Origin of the sequence: Flavobacterium sp. N3904 (genome assembly GCF_025947305.1) — a bacterium.
In the GTDB taxonomy this organism is placed as follows: domain Bacteria; phylum Bacteroidota; class Bacteroidia; order Flavobacteriales; family Flavobacteriaceae; genus Flavobacterium.
Genome location: NZ_CP110009.1, coordinates 2308861 through 2328857 on the forward strand (window position 1 = coordinate 2308861; position 19997 = coordinate 2328857).

General features: G+C 36.0%; 19 protein-coding genes and 1 rRNA gene. 4 read left to right on the forward strand and 16 right to left on the reverse strand.

The window, feature by feature from the left end; translation table 11 throughout:
- Positions 1-69: 69 nt before the first annotated feature.
- Together rrf and OLM57_RS09705 are read left to right on the forward strand one after the other, a co-directional pair.
- Positions 70-179, forward strand: a 5S ribosomal RNA gene (gene rrf / locus OLM57_RS09700).
- A 551-nt stretch (positions 180-730) separates the two neighbouring features.
- Positions 731-1135, forward strand: a complete 405-nt coding sequence (locus OLM57_RS09705; RefSeq protein ID WP_264563495.1) for a secretion protein — start codon at positions 731-733, stop codon at positions 1133-1135.
- A 306-nt stretch (positions 1136-1441) separates the two neighbouring features.
- Here the strand turns inward: OLM57_RS09705 and OLM57_RS09710 are convergent, their stop codons facing one another.
- The 15 genes from OLM57_RS09710 to OLM57_RS09780 form a co-directional block, all read right to left on the reverse strand.
- On the reverse strand, positions 1442-2095 hold the full coding sequence (locus OLM57_RS09710; protein ID WP_264563496.1) for an endonuclease III domain-containing protein: 654 nt from the start codon (positions 2093-2095) through the stop codon (positions 1442-1444).
- Positions 2096-2202: 107 nt separating this feature from the next.
- Positions 2203-2529 carry a hypothetical protein gene (locus tag OLM57_RS09715; protein ID WP_264563497.1) on the reverse strand — a complete coding sequence of 109 codons (327 nt, stop codon included), beginning with the start codon at positions 2527-2529 and terminating at the stop codon, positions 2203-2205.
- A 3-nt stretch (positions 2530-2532) separates the two neighbouring features.
- Positions 2533-3963 (reverse strand): NADH-quinone oxidoreductase subunit N, encoded by a 1431-nt coding sequence (locus OLM57_RS09720; protein WP_264563498.1) that lies wholly within the window; start codon positions 3961-3963, stop codon positions 2533-2535.
- Positions 3964-3974: 11 nt separating this feature from the next.
- Positions 3975-5471: a complex I subunit 4 family protein gene (locus OLM57_RS09725; protein WP_264563499.1), complete on the reverse strand. Its 1497-nt coding sequence runs from the start codon at positions 5469-5471 to the stop codon at positions 3975-3977.
- 12 nt (positions 5472-5483) lie between these two features.
- Positions 5484-7409 (reverse strand): NADH-quinone oxidoreductase subunit L, encoded by a 1926-nt coding sequence (nuoL, locus tag OLM57_RS09730; protein ID WP_264563500.1) that lies wholly within the window; start codon positions 7407-7409, stop codon positions 5484-5486.
- Positions 7410-7421: 12 nt separating this feature from the next.
- Complete coding sequence (gene nuoK / locus OLM57_RS09735) at positions 7422-7739, reverse strand: NADH-quinone oxidoreductase subunit NuoK (RefSeq protein ID WP_264563501.1); 318 nt, start codon at positions 7737-7739, stop codon at positions 7422-7424.
- Complete coding sequence (locus OLM57_RS09740; RefSeq protein WP_264563502.1) at positions 7736-8257, reverse strand: NADH-quinone oxidoreductase subunit J; 522 nt, start codon at positions 8255-8257, stop codon at positions 7736-7738. Before OLM57_RS09740 ends, nuoK begins: the two co-directional genes overlap by 4 nt.
- 4 nt (positions 8258-8261) lie before the next feature.
- Complete coding sequence (locus tag OLM57_RS09745; RefSeq protein ID WP_264563503.1) at positions 8262-8738, reverse strand: 4Fe-4S binding protein; 477 nt, start codon at positions 8736-8738, stop codon at positions 8262-8264.
- Between the two features lie 5 nt (positions 8739-8743).
- Positions 8744-9796, reverse strand: coding sequence for an NADH-quinone oxidoreductase subunit NuoH (nuoH, locus tag OLM57_RS09750; RefSeq protein ID WP_264563504.1), 1053 nt, complete (start codon positions 9794-9796; stop codon positions 8744-8746).
- Between the two features lie 22 nt (positions 9797-9818).
- Positions 9819-10940, reverse strand: a complete 1122-nt coding sequence (locus OLM57_RS09755) for an NADH-quinone oxidoreductase subunit D (RefSeq protein ID WP_264563505.1) — start codon at positions 10938-10940, stop codon at positions 9819-9821.
- A gap of 5 nt (positions 10941-10945) precedes the next feature.
- Positions 10946-11407, reverse strand: coding sequence for an NADH-quinone oxidoreductase subunit C (locus tag OLM57_RS09760; RefSeq protein WP_264563506.1), 462 nt, complete (start codon positions 11405-11407; stop codon positions 10946-10948).
- 12 nt (positions 11408-11419) lie between these two features.
- A complete protein-coding gene (locus tag OLM57_RS09765; RefSeq protein ID WP_264563507.1) occupies positions 11420-11980 on the reverse strand; it encodes an NADH-quinone oxidoreductase subunit B in 561 nt (186 codons plus the stop codon).
- Positions 11971-12321, reverse strand: a complete 351-nt coding sequence (locus OLM57_RS09770) for an NADH-quinone oxidoreductase subunit A (RefSeq protein WP_264563508.1) — start codon at positions 12319-12321, stop codon at positions 11971-11973. The genes OLM57_RS09765 and OLM57_RS09770 overlap by 10 nt, the downstream gene beginning before the upstream one ends.
- 30 nt (positions 12322-12351) lie before the next feature.
- Positions 12352-13365, reverse strand: coding sequence for a 2-oxoacid:ferredoxin oxidoreductase subunit beta (locus tag OLM57_RS09775; RefSeq protein WP_264563509.1), 1014 nt, complete (start codon positions 13363-13365; stop codon positions 12352-12354).
- Between the two features lie 2 nt (positions 13366-13367).
- Positions 13368-15221, reverse strand: coding sequence for a 2-oxoacid:acceptor oxidoreductase subunit alpha (locus OLM57_RS09780; protein WP_264563510.1), 1854 nt, complete (start codon positions 15219-15221; stop codon positions 13368-13370).
- 164 nt (positions 15222-15385) lie between these two features.
- On the opposite strand from OLM57_RS09780, the gene OLM57_RS09785 reads away from it, so the two are divergent.
- Both OLM57_RS09785 and nifJ read left to right on the forward strand, forming a co-directional pair.
- Complete coding sequence (locus OLM57_RS09785; RefSeq protein WP_264563511.1) at positions 15386-15736, forward strand: 4Fe-4S dicluster domain-containing protein; 351 nt, start codon at positions 15386-15388, stop codon at positions 15734-15736.
- Between the two features lie 147 nt (positions 15737-15883).
- Positions 15884-19420 (forward strand): pyruvate:ferredoxin (flavodoxin) oxidoreductase, encoded by a 3537-nt coding sequence (gene nifJ / locus OLM57_RS09790; RefSeq protein WP_264563512.1) that lies wholly within the window; start codon positions 15884-15886, stop codon positions 19418-19420.
- Positions 19421-19545: 125 nt separating this feature from the next.
- On the opposite strand, the gene OLM57_RS09795 is transcribed toward nifJ, so the two are convergent.
- Positions 19546-19983: a DUF4268 domain-containing protein gene (locus tag OLM57_RS09795; protein WP_264563513.1), complete on the reverse strand. Its 438-nt coding sequence runs from the start codon at positions 19981-19983 to the stop codon at positions 19546-19548.
- Positions 19984-19997: the final 14 nt, after the last annotated feature.

Below are 19997 nucleotides of genomic sequence, written 5' to 3' on the forward strand. Positions count from 1 at the left end.
TTGCAATTACGAATTCAGAATTATGAATTACGACTTGCAGATAATTGCCCAAAGCAATTATAACAACCTTAAGGTGGTTATTGCGGCGGGGCTCACCTCTTCCCATCCCGAACAGAGTAGTTAAGCCCGCCTGCGCAGATGGTACTGCAGTTATGTGGGAGAGTATGTCGTCGCCTTTCTTTTTAAAAACCCTTCATCCTATCGATGAGGGGTTTTTTGTTTTGAAAAAATATTGCAGTTATGTGGGAGTCCCGATAGCTATCGGGAGACGTCGCCTTTCTTTTTAAAAACCCTTCATCTATCGATGAGGGGTTTTTTGTTTTGAAAAAATACTGCAGTTATGTGGGAGCCCCGATAGCTATCGGGGGACGTCGCCTTTCTTTTGAAATACCCTTCATCTATCGATGTGGGGTTTTTTGTTTTGAAAAAATACTGCAGTTATGTGGGAGCCCCGATTGCAATCGGGAGACGTCGCCTTTCTTTTGTGAACCCCTTCATCTATCGGTTAGGTTTTTTTGTTTGCAAAAGGTTTTTAATAAAAAAGCTCAAAAACTCAAAGAAAAAACTATTCTAAATTACCTCGAATCTGTACTAAATTATCTCAAGAGTCAATACATCGTTTTCGTATGGTTAAAATAGCAGTTGTATTGGAAAATACAGTTGCATTTTGAATGGAATTAGGATACTACTTTAGCTATAGAAATTATTACTAATTTAAAACAGCAGTATTATGAAAACGATCTTAAAACTTAGTCTAGTAGTATTAGTAGCGATGACTACCATGAGTACTTATGCAATCGATGGTGATTTTTTACTAAATGTAAAAAAAGGAACGGGTAAAGAAATTAGTTTTTCGGTAAACCAGATTCAAAAAGCCAATGTAACGATCTACGATAAATTCCACAATGTAATCTATAGCGAAATCGCCACCGGAAAAGGGGGTATCTTGAAAACCTATAGCCTTGAGGAATTTCCTGATGGAGTTTACTTTTTGGAAGTGGAAACTAATCTTAAAAAAGTGACACATGAAATCGTGATTGCGAATCAAGCGACCACTTTGTCCAGAAAATCAATCGCCGAAGTCTACAAAGGGGAATTGAAAATGAAAAACCAAAACGTGGCTACAACCAATTAATTGGGTTACTGTTTAGGATACAATACTTACTTCGAATTTATGAAAAACAGCTCTTCTTTTTGAGCTGTTTTTTTTGTTTATAACGTAAAACGGAATTAAACAATAAAGCTGTTTTGTAAACGCCATTGCATGAGGGATGGGAACGGCATCCCACGCTTTTGGGCGTGGATACAGTGGACAGCCCGACCGCGTTGCCAACAAAAAGCTATTGAGAAGATAAAATGGTATGCAACGGGGGCATGCCCCAAATGAAGATATATGAAACAGATTTAAGGTTTTTTTTATAAAAAATATTTTAAATATGTGTTATGGACATTGACCTTTTAGTCTATAGTACCAACAAATATGCTTAATTGGACAGTCCTCGCATTTCGGTTTTGGTCTACAAATTTCTCTTCCTAAAAATGAAATAGACATACCGATTTCACCCCAAATATTTTTGGGTAAAATTTGCATGAGTTGTTTTTCGACTTTGATACCGTCTTTTGATTCTGGTATTAATCCAATTCTGGGGGCCACCCGAATTACATGTAAATCGGCAATTATGCCTTCTGCAGGAACATTGGCTTCTCGCATAATCACATTTGCAGATTTACGTCCAATGCCTTTTAGAGCAGTTAAAGTATCCATCGTCAGTGGGATATTTTCGTCTTTTTGGATGGTTTGTGCAATTTCGATTAACCAGTTAGCTTTGGTTCCAAAATTTCTAACTTTGGAAATATGTGGAATAAGGGCCTCTTTATTCGAAGCAGCCAAACTTTCCATATTAGGAAAGACTGCAAATAATGCTGGGGCAATAGTATTGATATTCGCATCCGAATCTTGTGCAGAAAGTACAACCATTACAACTAATTGATACAAATTATGATAGTCTAACGGATGTTTTTTTTCTTTGTATTTCTTTAGAATTGGAGCTAATTTTTCTGCCCATTCATCATTTTGATCTTCAAATAAATTCATAACTTGTTTTTTATCTTTTCAAAAAAATACTGCTAATACCACAGTTAGAATGTGGAATTAGCAGTATAAAGTTAAGATAAAAATACTGAAAGTTTGATTTTTTGTTTTTATGAATTTTTCCAATATTGAGGTTTTGTCTCTTTCGTTCTTTGAAACCAATAGTCTTGTGTTACTTTGTGACCTTCTAGAGTTCTTAGATCTCGTTCGAAAATCCAAATTGTGGGATTAAAAACCATATCGGTTACAGCCACAGTATATAATTGTGGATCTTCTTCCGTTTTTTTCTTTTCTTGATCAAGTACAACTTCAAAACCGTTGTGTTCCAATAATTGTTTCAAGAAATCCTTACGGCCTTCGTCAACCCCTTTTTCGACAAAAGTGACTCTTGTTTCTCCGATGCTTCCAAATGAATGTTTTCCGTCTAATGATGCCATAACTTATTTATTAAAAACGTTGCTTAATTCAAAAATGTAATCATATAAAGGACTGTATAAACCTAGTATAAGAATACCTAAAACTGTTATTATCAATCCCAATCGCATATAAATTTTGTTCTTGAAAAATGGAATTGGATTTTCATTTTTTCTTATAAACATCGCTCTTACCACCAATAAATAATAGTAAAGCGAAATGGTTACATTGACAACTGCCAAGAAAACCAATAGATAATAGCCTTTGCTTGCTGCAGCGGCAAATAGAAAGAATTTTCCAAAGAATCCTGCCACTGGAGGGATTCCGGCTAAGGAAAACAATGCCAGCATCATCACGAGACTCAAATTGGGGTTGGTTCTGTACAGACCGTTATAATCGTCTCTGTTTTCTTTTCCTGTTTGCAATGAAATGGCTTGCACTACTCCAAAAGCAGCTAAATTCGAAAATATATACACCATTACAAAATAAACAACTGTTGCTGTCCCTAGTTGTGTTCCGGAAATTAGTCCTAATAAGATAAATCCGGCTTGTGCTATTGAAGAGAACGCCAGAAATCGTTTCATATTTTGTTGACGCAATGCAAATAGATTTCCAATAAACATTGTTGCAATTGCAAGGACATAGATAATGTTTTCCCAAAACTGCATTAATGGTCTTAGAATCGTAAACATTATAATCATTAGAATAAAAACTGCCGCTCCTTTTGAAATTACCGATAGATAGGAAGCAACTCCAATTGGTGCTCCTTCATAAACATCGGCGGTCCAAAAATGAAACGGAACCAATGATATTTTGAAGGCTAATCCCGAAAAGAATAGGATGGATCCTAATAAAGTTAAATTTGTACTTGTCAATACATTAAGGATATCGGCGAAATATATGGAACCAGTAGAGGCATACAATAATGAAATTCCAAATAAGGAAACTCCAGACGCCAATCCAGCTGAAAGAATAAATTTAATACCTGCCTCACTCGAAATTCTTTTGGAAGTTTCCCATGCTACTAGCGCTGCAACTGGCAAAGTTGACAATTCCAATCCGATATAAAACATTAGAAAATCACCTGAAGAAATCATAAAATACATTCCCAGAAGCGAAGAAAATAAAAGTAAAAAAAACTCGGTTCCTTTGTTTTGGCTTACCATTTTCTCCTGAATCCAATCTGCTGACTGAAGTAAAATAATCAATACGCCCACATTGAGCACATTTTTAAAGAAGTGAATTAGATTATTTGTTCGGAACATTCCACCAAATAAACTACTTTCTTCAATTGTAAAAAATCCTATAATTGTATGAATGCCAAACAAAAAAAGAGCTAAATGAATGATGCTTCTTTTTTTATTGTTTGGTATGAAAATTTCGCCTACAATTAGCAGTAAAATAATTGCCAATAGGAAAATTTCTTGTCTCATTGCGATAATGCTGTTCAAATCCATTTTTCTTTATTTTATAAATGATTTAATACTCCTTGAATAAATGGTTGAATGCTATCCATTGTCATATTGCTCAACCAAAGTGGTGCAACTCCCATACCAATCATTGGAATTAATAGCAACAGAATGCCTGTTATTTCAAACCAGGTTGCTTTTGGCAAGTCTAAAAATTCATCGTTTTTAACTGGTCCCATTAGCATAATTCCGAGAACACGAAGAATGTAGACTGCTGTTACCACAATTGCCGACACTGAAATAATTGTAGCTACCCTGTAAAACATTTCTTGATGCTGAAATGCTCCAACAAAAATGTTCATTTCGGCAACAAAACCACTAAATCCAGGCAACCCCAATGATGCTAATCCCGCAATTACATAGATGACGGATATAAACGGCATTACTTTTAATAATCCACCCAATTTGGTGATGTCTCTTGTGTGTGTTCTTCCGTAAATCATTCCGATTAATGCAAAGAACAGGGCAGTCATAAAACCGTGGGAAAGTGATTGTAAAATAGCTCCGTTCCAAGCTGTTTTGTTCAGCATTAATAAAGCGAACAATACCATTCCTAAGTGACTCACTGAGGAATATGCATTGATGTATTTTAAATCGGTTTGTTTTAAAGCTCCAAAGGCACCGTAAATGACTCCGGTTGCGGATAATATGATGAAAAACCAAGACCATTCAATAGCTCCCAATGGCAATAAAAACATTGCAATTCTAAAGACACCATAACCTCCCAATTTCATTAAAACTCCTGCGTGAAGCATTGATACCGCTGTCGGGGCAGAGGCATGACCATCTGGTGACCAAGTATGAAATGGAAACAAAGCTCCCAATACTGCAAACCCAATAAATGTTAATGGGAAAAATAGCTTTTGAGCTTCAAATGGAATGTGCACTTTGGCAATTTCTAAGATGTTGAAAGTTAAAGCGCCACCATCGGCATTCGAATTAAAATAAATTCCTAGAACACCAACCAAAAGAATAGCAGAGGCTCCCATTAACATTAATGTCAACTTCATTGCAGAATATTCTTTAGGACCTGAGCCCCAAATTCCAATCAGCAAATACATTGGTATTACCGCAATTTCGTAGAATACAAACATGGTAAACAAATCGATGGAAATAAAGAAACCATATACTCCAGTGGCCAATACCAATAGGGAAATGAAAAATTCTTTGGGTAAGTCGTCTGTTTTCCAAGAAATAAAAACGCCCGCCAGCACTACAATTGAGGTCAGCAACAACAGCGCGACCGAAATTCCATCAACACCAATAGCATAATGGATATTGAAATTTTTAAACCAAACAGCGTCTTGGGTAAAAAGCATAACGCTTTTGTTGACCGCTCTTTCTCTAAAATAAGCAAAAAGTAAATTGATAGCCATTCCGAGTTGAATGAAACTTCCAATCATTGAAATAATTCGAGCCTGATTCAAGCCTTTGGATAAAACCAAAGCTATAAGCGTGAATATAGGTACAATTACAAAAAGTGATAAAATATCCATATTAGTTTATTGTTATGTCCATAAATAAATGAAAACCAAAGCGATAACTACAACTCCCGAAACAAAAAACATAGCGTAATCTTGTAATCGACCGGATTGTAATCCTTTTATTTTTTCGGAAATTAGAACCGTTTTGTTTCCGATGCCTTCCATTGTTCCGTCAACATATTTCTTGTCGAATTTGGCAATTGGTGCTGAAACCCGATCGAAAATTATTTTCTTGGTAACGAACATATAGATTTCGTCAAAATAAAATTTATTGAATGTCCATTTATAAAATACTCCGAATGCATTGGCAAATCTTTCAGCCAAATCATTTTCTTTTTTATAGAAAACCCAGGCAAGGATGATTCCGGCTAATCCTATTCCTACTGCCGCAGCAGCCAATGGATAATCTAAATGTCCTTCGAATCCAACTTTGTCAGCGGTAACAAATTCACTAAAAGGAATAAATCCTGCAACAATACTCATTAAAGCCAAAAACAATAAAGGAAATGTCATTGACATAGGAGATTCGTGTGGAGCATGTTTGTATTCAGTTTCTTTACCCCAAAATATTCCAAAATAAAGACGGAACATATAAAAAGCGGTTAAGCCAGCTATAAAAAGACCCACAAAATAAAGCAATTGGTTTTTTTCAAAAGCAGCAACTAATATTTCGTCTTTACTCCAAAATCCTGCAAATGGCGGTACTCCTGCAATAGCCAAAGCAGCAATCAGGAAAGTAATATTGGTGATTGGCATATACTTGCGCAATCCTCCCATATCTTTCAAGTAATTGCTATGAACCGCATGAATAACAGAACCAGCTCCCAAGAACAGTAGGGCTTTGAACATGGCGTGGGTAAACAAATGAAACATAGAGGCCATATATCCAACACCTTCGTGATTGTCATAACCCGAAACACCCAATGCCAACATCATTAAACCAATTTGAGACATGGTCGAAAACGCTAAAACCCGTTTAATATCATTTTGGGTAACCGCTATAATGGCTGCAAATAAAGACGAAAATGCACCAACATATGCCACAATATTCAAAGCAAATCCTCCTTCAACAAAATAGTACATTGGAAATAATCGAGCCACTAGATATACTCCGGCTACAACCATGGTTGCTGCGTGTATTAATGCCGAAACTGGAGTTGGACCTTCCATGGCATCTGGCAACCAAATGTGCAATGGGAACATGGCCGATTTTCCGGCTCCTCCCATAAATATTAAAAGCAGTGCCCAAGTAATTACAGATAATCCCATAAAGGAAGAAGCTCCCCAATGCAAAAGCAATCCTTCGCCTGCTGGATTGACAGCGTTTAATGTTTGAAAATCAAAAGTACCAGCGTAATAGCCTACGATCAGAATCCCGATCAAGAAGCCAAAATCAGCAAATCGAGTCACAATAAAGGCTTTTTTGGCAGCTGCGACCGCCGATGTTTTGGTATAATAATAGCCAATTAATAAGAAAGAGGAAACTCCTACCAATTCCCAGAAGATATAAATTTGGAATAGATTTGTAGCCAATACCAATCCGAGCATTGAAAATGAAAAGAGAGACAGAAAAGAGAAAAATTTGGTATATCCGCCGTCACCTTTCATGTATCCTCGACTATAAATATGAACCATTAAAGAAATTGTTGTGACCACTACAAGCATCATCACTGATATGGGATCTACCAAAATTCCCATGTCAATATGCAGGGTATCGGTAAAGTTCATCCAGACTGTTTTTTCGACGAAAGTCTGATAAACACCATTTACTTTTCCAGAAACAAAAAAGTATTGGTAAGCAGTATAATATGAAAGTGCTGCAGCGACTAATAATCCCAAAACACCGATGTATCCTGAAACTGCTGGTTTGATTTGTTGGTTAAAGATTCCCAAAAGCAAGAAAACGGCTAACGGAATCAACGGAATAAAAAATATATAAGTTATGTTCATGTTTTCAGAATGTTAATACTTCATAATTTCAGTGTCCTTCACTTCTACAGAGCTAATTAGTCTATATAGATTGATAATAATTGCAACGGCAAGTGCGGTTTCAGCAGCGGCCACGGCTATAATAAAGATCGAAAAGTAAACGCCTTGCAAAGCATCTGGGTATAAATACTTGTTGATGGCAACAAAATTTACAGCTGAAGCATTTAAAATTAATTCGATCGAAATTAAAATTGAAATCAAATTTTTTCTTGTAATAAACCCATAAATACCTATAAAAAATAAGATAGAGGTAAGGGTGAGAATTTCGTATATGCTAATTCCTGCTATCATAATATTTCATCATTTTTTGTTAGTTTGTCTCCTTTTCCTATAATTATAGATCCGATTATTGCTGCTAATAATAAAATACTGATTACTTCAAAAGGTAAAATAAATCCACCTGCATCATAACTTAAAAGCCCCATCCCAATGTCGGAAACTGTTGTAGTTTTAGTGTTTTCGACGACCTTAAAATCATTCGAATAAATAGTATATAAAAAGACAGAAAGCCCAATCAAACAAATTAAAGCCGTTAGAAATTGTTTGGATTTTTTAGCAACTTCCAGTTCCATTTCGATATGATGAACCAAAAGCACCGAGAAAATAATCAATACAATTATCCCTCCAGCATAGACGGTGAGTTGAACTGCTGCCAGGAAGTTATAATCAATCAAAAAGTAAATTCCAGCTATTCCAATAAGTACAAATAGTAGGTAAATAACTGATCGGAGCATTTGGCGACTCGTTACAGAAGCAATTGCAAAAACAATCATTATTAGTGCCAAGATATAAAACACAATTTTTTCCATAAGATTAATCTTCTAGACCAGATACCACTTTAGATCCTGGTTTGTTTAAAACTCTAGTTAAGTACTCTCTATCATAAACAGAATTTTCGAAATTCTGCGCCCATTTGATAGCATCTGTCGGACAGGCTTCAATACATAGACCACACATAGTACACATTCCTAAATGGTAAATGTGTTTGTCTATCATTTTTTTCTTTTTGCCGGTTTCGGGATCAATTTGTCTGTCCCAAATAATTTCGATAGTTCCATTTGGGCAGGCCAGTTCGCATTTTTGGCAACCCGTACAACGGTGCAAATTATTTTCGTCATGAGGCATCACTACTTCGCCACGAAAACGATCAAACATTTTTAAAGTATCTCTATTGTCAGGATACTGTTGGGTTATTGCACCCTTTCTGGAATGCAAAAAATACTTTCCAGTAACACTCATTCCCGTTAGAAGTGTTTTTATTCCATAATATATATCAGAAAAATAACTCATGATTTTTAAAATTGAATGGTTAATTTAAGCAATACGATCAAGGCCATTATTACCAAGTTTAGCAGGTTTAAAGGGAGTAAATATTTCCATTCCAGTATTAAAAGTTGGTCAATTCGCAATCTTGGAAACGTCCATCTAAACCACATCATTAAAAAGATAAGCACTACTGTTTTTGCCAAGAACCAAAACACACCTAGTAATGGAATAGATTCTGTTATTCCAAAAGGAGATAGATAACCACCAAAGAAAATTGTTGTGGCTATTGCAGAAATTATAAACATATTGATAAATTCGGCCAGAAAGAAATAGGCAAACTTCATTCCTGAGTATTCGGTATGAAAACCTGCACCCAACTCTGATTCGGCTTCTACCAAATCAAAAGGAGCCCTGTTGGTTTCTGCAGTTCCGGCGATCATATAGATACAAAATGCTATAATGGCAGGAATATGTCCCTGAACGATGAGCCAACCGTGCTTTTGAACTTCGACAATTTGTGAGAGTTGCAATGATCCCGTCATTAAAACCATTGTCAATAAAGACAATCCGACTGACAGTTCATAACTAATAGTTTGCACACCACTTCGCATTGCACCAATTAAAGCAAATTTATTATTGCTACTCCAACCGGCCAATAAAATTCCGATAACTCCAATAGATGATATGGCTATTAAAAAGAAAATACCAATATTGATATCAAAGGCTTGAAATTCTTTCGAAAAAGGGAAAAGTGATAATGCCATCAATGCACAGACAATAACAAAATAAGGGGCTAAATTGTATAAAAATTTGTCGGCTTTTATGGTTCCTGTCAACTCTTTTGATACCAATTTTAAGGCATCGGCCATCGTTTGGAATACTCCTTGGTAACCAACTCTATTTGGTCCAATTCGCAATTGAAACCATGCTGCAACCCTTCTTTCGAGTAAAACCAGGTACAAACCGGCAATTGCAAAAATAGCGAGATATACAACGGCTATTAATACCATTTCCACTATACTTGCTACGCTATTTGGCATCAGGCTAAAAAGCCATTCGTGAATATTTTTTGTAATGTTCATAATTAAATATATTGTTTTGCTATTATCGGTCAATATCTGGGATTACTAGATCCAAGGTTGCCATCGTTGCCACCAAGTCACCAATTTTTCCACCAACAGCAATGTGATTTAATAAGGATAAGTTTGAAAAACCGGGTGAACGAAATTTTAATCGATAAGGGTTTTTGGTTCCTGTGCTAATAATGTACACACCAAGTTCCCCTCTTGCGGTTTCTACTTTTTCATAATATTCACCTACCGGTAATTTGATCACCGCATCGGTGGTGACTTTAAAATTGCCTTCTGGAATGTTGTCTATTAATTGTTCAATTATGGATAGTGATTCCCACATTTCGAGAATTCTAACTTGGTATCGGGCAAAAGTATCGCCTTCAGTTTTTAAGATTTCATTAAAAGTAACTTTGTCATAAGCACTATAGGAATGATGCTTTCTTACGTCACAAGAATATCCTGAACCTCGGCCAACGGGACCAGAAGCACCATAAGAGATGGCTGCTTCTTTGCTTAAAACACCAATCCCTTTCATTCTTTTTTGGAAAATTACATTCCCCGATAACAGTAGGTCGTATTCTGGAAGTTTGGTTTTGAAATGAGCAATGAACTCTTTGGTTCTTTTTACAAAATTCGGATGAATATCAAACATCAATCCTCCGGGAACATTGTAGTTCATTGTTAATCGAGCGCCGCAGGTTTCTTCGAAAATATCATTAATTAATTCGCGATCTCTAAAACCATAAAAATAAGTGGTGAGAGCACCAACGTCCATTCCCATGACGCCCCACCATAAAGTATGTGACGCAATTCGGGTCAATTCGTCTATAATGGTACGAATGACTTTGACACGATCAGGAATTTCTAGTTGTAAGGCATTTTCGACCGTTAGGCAAACCGCTTCATTATTGATATGGGCTGACAGATAATCCATTCTGTCTGTAAGATGTACAATTTGCTGATAGCTGTCTCTTTCACTCATTTTTTCGATAGAGCGATGGATGTAGCCTAAATCTGGCTCTACTTTTTTGATTATTTCACCATCAATGGTCAAGAGCAAACGCAAAACTCCGTGAGTTGCAGGATGCTGTGGTCCCATGTTGATAAAGTATTCTTCGGATTTAAAGTTGTTGGTTATGATAGTTGTATCCATTTTGCTTATTTGATAACCATATTAATTTCATCTACATAATCTTTTCTGAGCGGAAAGCCATCCCATTCTTCGGTCAAAAAAAGTCTTTTTAAATTGGGATGATTTTTGAATTTAATTCCGAAAAAATCAAAGACTTCTCTTTCGTGGAATTCGGCTGTTGCCCAAATATCATAAACAGAATCAAATATTGGATTTTCTCGATCGTCCGTCTTAACTTTGACTACAATCTGATGTCTATGTGTGGTTGATTCTAAATGATAAACAACGCCTAATGCTGTTCCCCAATCGACACCGCTTAAGCAAAATAAATAATCAAAATTGGTTTCAGAATTATTTCTTAATTGGGACATTAAATCATGCAAATGATTAGGTTGTACGCTAATATTTAAAAACTGGGATTTCTCTTCGGTGAATTCCAATTCGGGAATCCAGGAACTTATTAAGGTTTGTAATGCTTCGTTAGTCATAACTTTTTAGATTTAAAGTCCTTCGTCAAACCCATCGATAGGGAAAACTTTATTTTTCATACTTTCAGTTCTTATTTTTGCTTGCAGCATCAGCATTCCTTCCAACAATGCTTCAGGACGTGGCGGACAACCGGGTACGTAAACGTCTACCGGAATAACGTGGTCAGCGCCTTTCACTACAGAATAAGAATTGTAAAAGAAAGGGCCTCCGGAAATTGCACAGGCTCCCATGGCAATTACATATTTTGGTTCGGCCATTTGATCGTACAAACGACGCAAAACAGGCGCCATTTTGTTTACAATGGTTCCGGCAATAATAATTAAATCGGCTTGTCGGGGTGAAGGTCTCGCTACCTCAAATCCAAATCTGGAATAATCATGGCGAGCTGCTCCGGTTTGCATCATTTCGATAGCGCAACAACTGGTGCCAAAATAAAGTGACCATAGCGAATTGGATCTTCCCCAATTGATTATTTGATCTAGAGATGTAATGACTACATTCGCTCCATTCCCTGCCGGGATTACTTTTCCCGGAAAATCAGCAGGTATTTCTGTTGTGTTATTTATTCCCATTTTAATGCTTCTTTTTTCCAAGCATAGGCTAAGCCTAAACCCAATATTATTAGAAATATGATGATTTCATAAAAGGCAACTATTCCAATTTTTTGAAAAACGACTGCCCATGGAATCAAAAAGGCAACCTCGACATCAAAAACTAAAAATAAAATTGCATATAAATAATAACCCACTTTAAATTGAACCCAAGTTGGTCCAATTGTCGTCATGCCACTTTCATAGGGCTCCCTTTTTTGTGAGTTGTCTGATTTTGGTGAAATTAAATTGGAAAGAAAGTTGGCTCCTGCCACCAGGATTATTCCGGCCAACAAGAAAACTATAATTGCTTCTGAACCCATATTGATACTCTTTTATTATTAATACTATTATTATTTTACTTCGTAAGTTTCTCCTGAAAAGAATAAATCATCGGTTTTTGTGAAATTGGAATTTGCTTTGACTTCTTTTGTTAAAGCGTTTTCTCTTTCCTCTAATGTTACATCATTAAAACTTCTAATTACCCCAGTAGCAATTGGATACTGTAATCGAACCAGCATTTGATGCAGCGTTGGATCTTGTTCTTTGGCATTGTGTACCAATAAATCTTCTTGAGTAATTCCGTCTTCTCCGATAGTGACTATTTTCAATTTCAAGCCATTTAAGACTAATCCTTTGTCTCTGTTTTTTCCAAAAATCATTGGTTTTCCATGCTCCAGAAAAATTTGTTTATCTTCTTTTACTTCTTTATCGGTGATATTATTAAAACAGCCGTCATTAAAAATCACACAGTTTTGCAGAATTTCTATCAAAGAAGTTCCTTTAAATTGATGTGCTTCAATAAAAATTTGTCCCATTTCTTTTGGACTATTCCCCCCAACTCTGGCAAAGAAGCGGGCTTGTGCGCCAAGAGCCAGTTCACCTGGTGAAAAAGGAGGTTGGGTGTTTCCGTAGGGAGAAGATTTTGTTTTTTGTCCAATTAAGGAGGTTGGAGAAAACTGCCCTTTGGTTAATCCATAAATTTCATTGTTGAACAGAATTATATTTAAATCTATATTTCTGCGCAATACATGAATAAAATGGTTGCCACCAATAGCCATCGCATCTCCATCACCAGTGGCTATCCATACGCTTAAATTTGGATTGGCTAATTTTATTCCCGATGCGATTCCCGGAGCTCTTCCGTGTATGCTGTGGATTCCATACGTTTCCATATAATAGGGAAAACGGGAGGAACACCCAATTCCTGAGACAAAAACTACATCTTCTTTTGCGACTCCCATTTCCGGAAGTGCTTTTTGCATGGTACGTAAAATGACATAATCATCGCAACCAGGACACCATCTTACTTCCTGATCGGTAGTAAAATCTTTTGAGGTGTATTTATTTAAAGGAGTTGTTTCCATAATTACACTAGTTCTTTAAATTTTTGAATTAAATCATCATTGGAAAAGGGTAATCCTTGAATTTTATTGAATTTTAAAAAATCAAATTGACTGAATTTAATTTTTAGAATACTGGCAAATTGGCCACTGTTCAATTCGCAAACAACAATTTTTTTGAATCTGGACAATAGCTCTTCGGTGTTTTTAGGCATCGGATTGATATAATTGAAATGGGCAAAACCTATTGAGGTGTATCCTTCTTCGTTTATTTGTTTCACCGCAGAATGCAATGAACCGTAAGTGCCGCCCCATCCAATAACCAATAGATCTCCTTTTTGGGCAAATTCAATTTGTAAGTCAGGAATATTTGATTTAACGCGCTCAATTTTTTCAGCTCTAATAGCTGTCATGGCCTCATGATTCGCAGGATCATAAGAAATATTTCCTGTAACTGTATCTTTTTCGAGTCCGCCAATTCGATGTTCTAAACCTGGCGTTCCCGGAATAGCCCAATTTCTGGCTAGCGTATTTTGGTCTCTATCATAGGGATGCCAATTTTCTTTAACTTCCAATATTCGATTGTTCTTTATTGCAGGCATTTCAGAAACAGTCTTGATTTTCCATGGAGCAGATCCATTGGCTATGTATCCATCTGTCAATAAAATAACTGGAGTCATATGTTCCAAAGCCAATCTGGCAGCTTCATAAGCAAAATTGAAACAGTTTGCTGGAGTACTTGCAGCAATAACAATCAATGGGCTTTCACCATTTCGGCCATACATTGCCTGCAATAAATCGGATTGTTCTGTTTTTGTAGGCAAACCTGTTGAAGGACCACCACGTTGCACATCTACAATAACCAAAGGAAGTTCTACCATTATTGCTAAACCGATTGCTTCTCCTTTTAATGCCAAACCTGGTCCGGATGTGGTTGTAATAGCCAAATCACCTGCAAAAGCAGCTCCAATCGCAGAAGTAACTCCTGCTATTTCATCTTCTGCCTGAAATGCTTTTACACCAAAATGTTTGTGTTTTACCAATTCATGTAAAATATCTGTTGCGGGAGTTATTGGATACGAACCCAAAAACAATTCCAATCCGGTTTTTTCGGCAGCAGCTAGGAATCCCCAAGCTGTAGCGGTATTTCCCATTATAATTCTGTAGGTTCCGGCAGGTAATTTTGCTGGTGATATGGTATACGAATTTGGAATTAATTCCAGCGTTTCGGCATAAAAATATCCAGCATTTAATACTTTGGTATTTGCTTCTATTAAGTGAGGTTTTGTTTTGAAGCTTTTATTGAAAAAATCAATGGTATGGTCTTTTGAACGATTGTACATCCAATATATCATTCCCAAAGCAAACATGTTTTTGCTTCGTGAAATTGATTTGACATCTAAGCCCGAAACATTTTTCAATGCCTCTCTTGTTAGTGATGTCATGTCAACCTGTATTACTCTGTAGTTGTCAAGACTTCCGTCTTCTAAAGGGTTTGTGCTGTATTCTGCTTTTTCTAAATTCTTCTTATTAAAAGAGTCTGTATCTACTATTAATGTATGTCCTGGTTTTAAGGCTCTTAAGTTTGTTTTTAAAGCCGCAGGATTCATAGCTACCAATAAATCTACATTGTCGCCGGGTGTACTCACCTCGACACTGCCAATATGGACCTGAAATCCAGAAACGCCATACAAACTGCCTTGTGGTGCTCTGATTTCGGCAGGATAGTTGGGAAAAGTAGCGATGTCATTGCCAAACATTGCTGAAGTATCTGAAAATTGCGTTCCGGTAAGTTGCATCCCGTCGCCGGAATCTCCAACAAATCGAATCACGACAGCTTCCAGTACTTCTGGTTGAAGTTTTAGATTATTTGCAATCATAATTTTAAGATTAAATATTTTTAAAATCTATAAAAAAGCAATCTCGGATGTAATTATCAGGTAGTAAATTTAATTTTACTTAATTTAATAAAACATGACGAAAGTCATAACTAAATAAATATATCCTATTTAATTTTACCTATAAATAATAAAATCAAAAAAATATGGCTATTATAATAACAGACGAGTGCATCAATTGTGATGCTTGTATTTCGGAATGTCCGAACAATGCAATTTATGAACCAGATGATAAGTGGTCTTATTCCGATGGTTCTTCTTTGAAAGGAATGGTAAAAACTCCTAAAGGAATTGAAGTCGATGCAGATGAAGAGAATGAACCTATTTCGGATGAGTTCTTTTATATTGTATCTGATAAATGTACTGAGTGCAAAGGTTTTCATGATAAACCACAATGCGCATCTGTTTGTCCAGTAGACTGTTGTATATCTGATGAAAATCACGTAGAAACCGAAGAAGAATTATTGGCGAAAAAAGCTTGGTTGCATAATGAGTAAATCATGGAATAAAAAAGGCTAAACCCCACTTTTAAAATAATAATTAAAATGGTTTTAGCTTTTTTTATTCTTAATAATTAATACTGTCGGTGATTTGCAGAGGAACAAATAGTGGCAAATTAGTGATGGTGAAAATAAATTTAGAAAATGAATAATAAAATTTTTCCAAAATTAATTTGTGATGGAAATGAAGCTGTTGCAATCATTGCTCACAAAACAAATGAAGTCTGCGCTATTTACCCTATTACTCCCTCTTCACCTATGGGTGAGCATGCTGAGCTATACAGTTCAAAAGGGAAAACTAATATTTGGAATAATATTCCAAGAATTGTTGAATTACAAAGTGAAGGAGGGGCTGCAGGTACTGTTCACGGATCATTACAAGCTGGTGCGCTGACTACTACTTTTACTGCCTCACAAGGTTTATTATTAATGATACCTAATATGTATAAAATTGCAGGTGAATTATTGCCTTGTGTTATACATGTTGCCGCTAGAACAATTGCTACGCATGCGTTATCCATTTTTGGCGATCACTCTGATGTAATGGCTTGCAGACAAACAGGATTTTCAATGTTATTTGGTGGTTCGGTTCAGGAAGCTCACGATTTTGCTTTAATTTCTCAAGTTACTACCTTAAAATCCCGCGTTCCAATTTTAAACATATTTGACGGTTTTAGAACCTCTCATGAAATTTCAAAAATAGACGCAATTACTGATGATATCATCAAGGCAATGATGCCGGAAGATAAAATCATGGAACATAAAACAAGATCATTAGATCCTGATCATCCTGTGTTAAGAGGAACGACTCAGAATCCAGATGTGTTTTTTCAGGCAAGAGAGGCCTGTAATTTATTTTATGACAAAGTACCTGGAATTGTTCAGGAAGTAATGGATGAATTTTATGAACATACCGGTCGTAGATACAATTTGTTCGATTATATTGGGCATCCAGAAGCAGAACGTGTAATTATAATTATGGGATCTGCCGAAGGACCGGTGAAAGAAGCTCTTGATTCTCTGTTAAGCCAAGGTGAAAAAGTTGGGGTAATATTAGTTCGTTTATTTAAACCATTTTCTATAGCCAGTTTTGTTGATAAATTACCAAAAACAGTTCAGAAAATAGCTGTTTTGGATAGAACAAAAGAGCCTGGAAGCGTTGGAGATCCTTTATATCTAGACATCGTTACTGCACTTGTAGAAAGCGGAAGAGAAATGCCAGTAGTTGTTGCAGGCCGATACGGATTGTCATCGAAAGAGTTTACTCCGGCAATGGTTAATGGTATTTATGAAGAATTGTCAAATTCAAAACCAAAAAATCACTTTACTATCGGTATCAATGATGATGTAACTTTCAAAAGTTTGTATTATGATCCTGCATTTGATTTTAAAACGACAACTATAAACTGTATGTTTTATGGATTAGGTTCTGATGGAACTGTTGGAGCCAATAAAAACTCGATCAAAATCATTGGAGAAACCACAGATAATTATGTGCAAGGTTATTTTGTATATGATTCCAAAAAAGCGGGAGCCCAGACCATTTCTCATTTACGATTTGGACCAGACCCAATTAATTCCAATTATTTAATTGATAAAGCAGATTTTATCGCCAGTCATAAATTTAATTTTATTGAGAAATTCAATATGATTGCCGACTTGAAGCATGGCGGGACTTTCTTGCTTAATTCCCCTTACTCAAAAGAAGATATTTGGGACAGATTGCCAGTTCAGATTCAGCAAGGAATTATTGAAAAAGAAGTTAAGTTTTATGTTATAGATGCGACAAGAGTAGCACAAGAAGCCAGCCTTGGAAAAAGAGCAAATACAATTCTTCAAACATGTTTCTTTGCCATTTCGGGTATTTTGCCTAAAGAGGAAGCGATTCAAAAAATTAAAAATGCAATTGTAAAATCCTACTCTCACAAAGGGGAGAAAGTGGTGAAAATGAATTTTAATGCAGTTGATAAAGCGTTAGAAAATTTGCATCAAGTTGATTATCCAAAAGTAGTAACAAGCGAAAAAGCATTGTTGTCTGCAATGAGAAATGCTCCTGATGGATTCGTTACCGAGGTGTTGGAAAAAATCTTGGCTGGTTTTGGAGACGAACTTCCAGTGAGTGCTTTCACAGTTGATGGTACTTTTCCAACAGGGACTTCACAATACGAAAAAAGTGGAATTGCCGATTTTATTCCAGTGTGGGATGACGAAAGTTTATGTACCCAATGTAATAAATGTATAGCAATTTGCCCTCACGCAGCTATTCGATCCAAAGTAGTTTCTAATGAAGAATTGGAAGGAATGCCATCTTCTTTAAAAAGTGCACCGGCTATCGGAAGACCATTTGCAAAAGAAAACGAATCTTATATCTTGCAAGTTTCACCGGAAGATTGTACCGGTTGTGATCTTTGTGTTGTGGTTTGTCCGGCTGTGAGTAAAGAAAAACCAGACTTCAAAGCCATTAACATGCATAAAAAAATAGATGTTGATGTAGAAGAAAATGTAAATTGGAATCATTTTGTTAATTTACCTTATTACGATCGTACAGCATTACAATTAACAAATGTAAAAGGATCTCAGTTCCTAGAGCCATTGTTCGAATTTTCAGGAGCTTGCTCCGGTTGTGGAGAAACGCCTTATATTAAGATGATAACACAACTGTATGGAGATAGTATTTTGATTGCAAACGCAACGGGTTGTTCTTCTATTTATGGTGGAAATTTACCAACTACACCTTATAAAACCAATCAATTTGGTAGAGGTCCAGCTTGGGCAAATTCACTGTTTGAAGACAATGCAGAGTTTGGTTTAGGTCTTAAATTAGGATTATCCAAAAAACAAGAAATTGCAGTTGGATTATTAAAATCATTAGAAACTGTTGTTGGAAGCGAATTGGTAAATGCAATTTTGAACAACCCAGAAGATACTGAAGCACTTAAAAATGAAAAGTTCGCTCAAATTGATGCACTTAAGAAAATTTTGGCTACTGTTACAAACAATGAAGATGCCAAAAAATTAAGCCAATTGACGGAATATCTTCGTAAGAAAGCGGTTTGGATTTTTGGAGGAGACGGTTGGGCGTATGACATCGGTTACGGTGGAGTTGACCACGTTTTGTCAACTGGAGAAGACATTAATATTTTAGTTATGGACACAGAGGTGTATTCAAACACTGGTGGACAGGCTTCTAAATCAACTCCGTTGGGTGCAAGTGCGAAGTTTACTATTGGTGGTAAAAAAACCAGCAAAAAAAGCATGGCACTTCAGGCAATTTCTTATGGAAATGTTTATGTTGCGCAAATTGCAATGGGAGCCAAGGATTTACAATCCTTAAAAGCTATTGAAGAAGCTGCTGCTTATCCTGGACCTTCATTAATTATTGCCTATTCTCATTGTGGAGAACACGGTTATGAACTGAAAAATGCTATTTCTCAACAAGAAAAAGCGGTAGATAGTGGTTATTGGCCACTCTTCAGATTCGATCCTTCACAACCAAAAGGTAAGAAATTCAAATTAGATTCTAAAGCACCAAGTATTCCTTTGAGCGATTTCATGTATAACGAAACCCGTTTTACCAGAGTTGTTAAAGAAAATGCTGAATTAGGAGCTGAATTGCTAAGTAGAGCTCAGGAAGAAGTAGAAACAAAATGGGAAAGATTGGAACTTTATAGAGATATGTAGTTGATTTTTATATATTTAAAAGTCCCTAAAAATAAGGGTTGTTAAAAGAAAAACCTACTCTGGCTGAAAATTTCTAGAGTAGGTTTTTTATGTATTAGAAAATAAGAGCGGGATAAGATTTGACTTTAAATTTCAATATCCTTGATAAAACCATCATATTCCAAATAAAACAGTTCTAAAGCATTCATTTTTTCATAGAAGAAATCAAAAATCTCATCCCAATATTTACGATTGCTTACACTTACACCCAGTTTTTCAACCCAAATGCGACTGATAGTTTTGCCATTTTCTAAGGTATGATTTCGTTCGAAAACCAGATTTTTTACAAATTCGTCTTCTAAAATATTTTTCAGTGCTACTAATTTGTCAAAATATTGCATTCTCAATTCCTTGTTTCTCATTTCGATATCAATATGTACTTGAGCTTTGGTATTTTCGACATAAAATTTAAAAGAGAAATCTTTGATTTTAGTATCGTACAAAACCCATTTTCGTGGGTATTTTTGAGCAAAATCAACCCAGAATTCGTGTTTTAATTTTTGATTTTCTTCTTTGCTGTACATATTGTTGGGTTTTG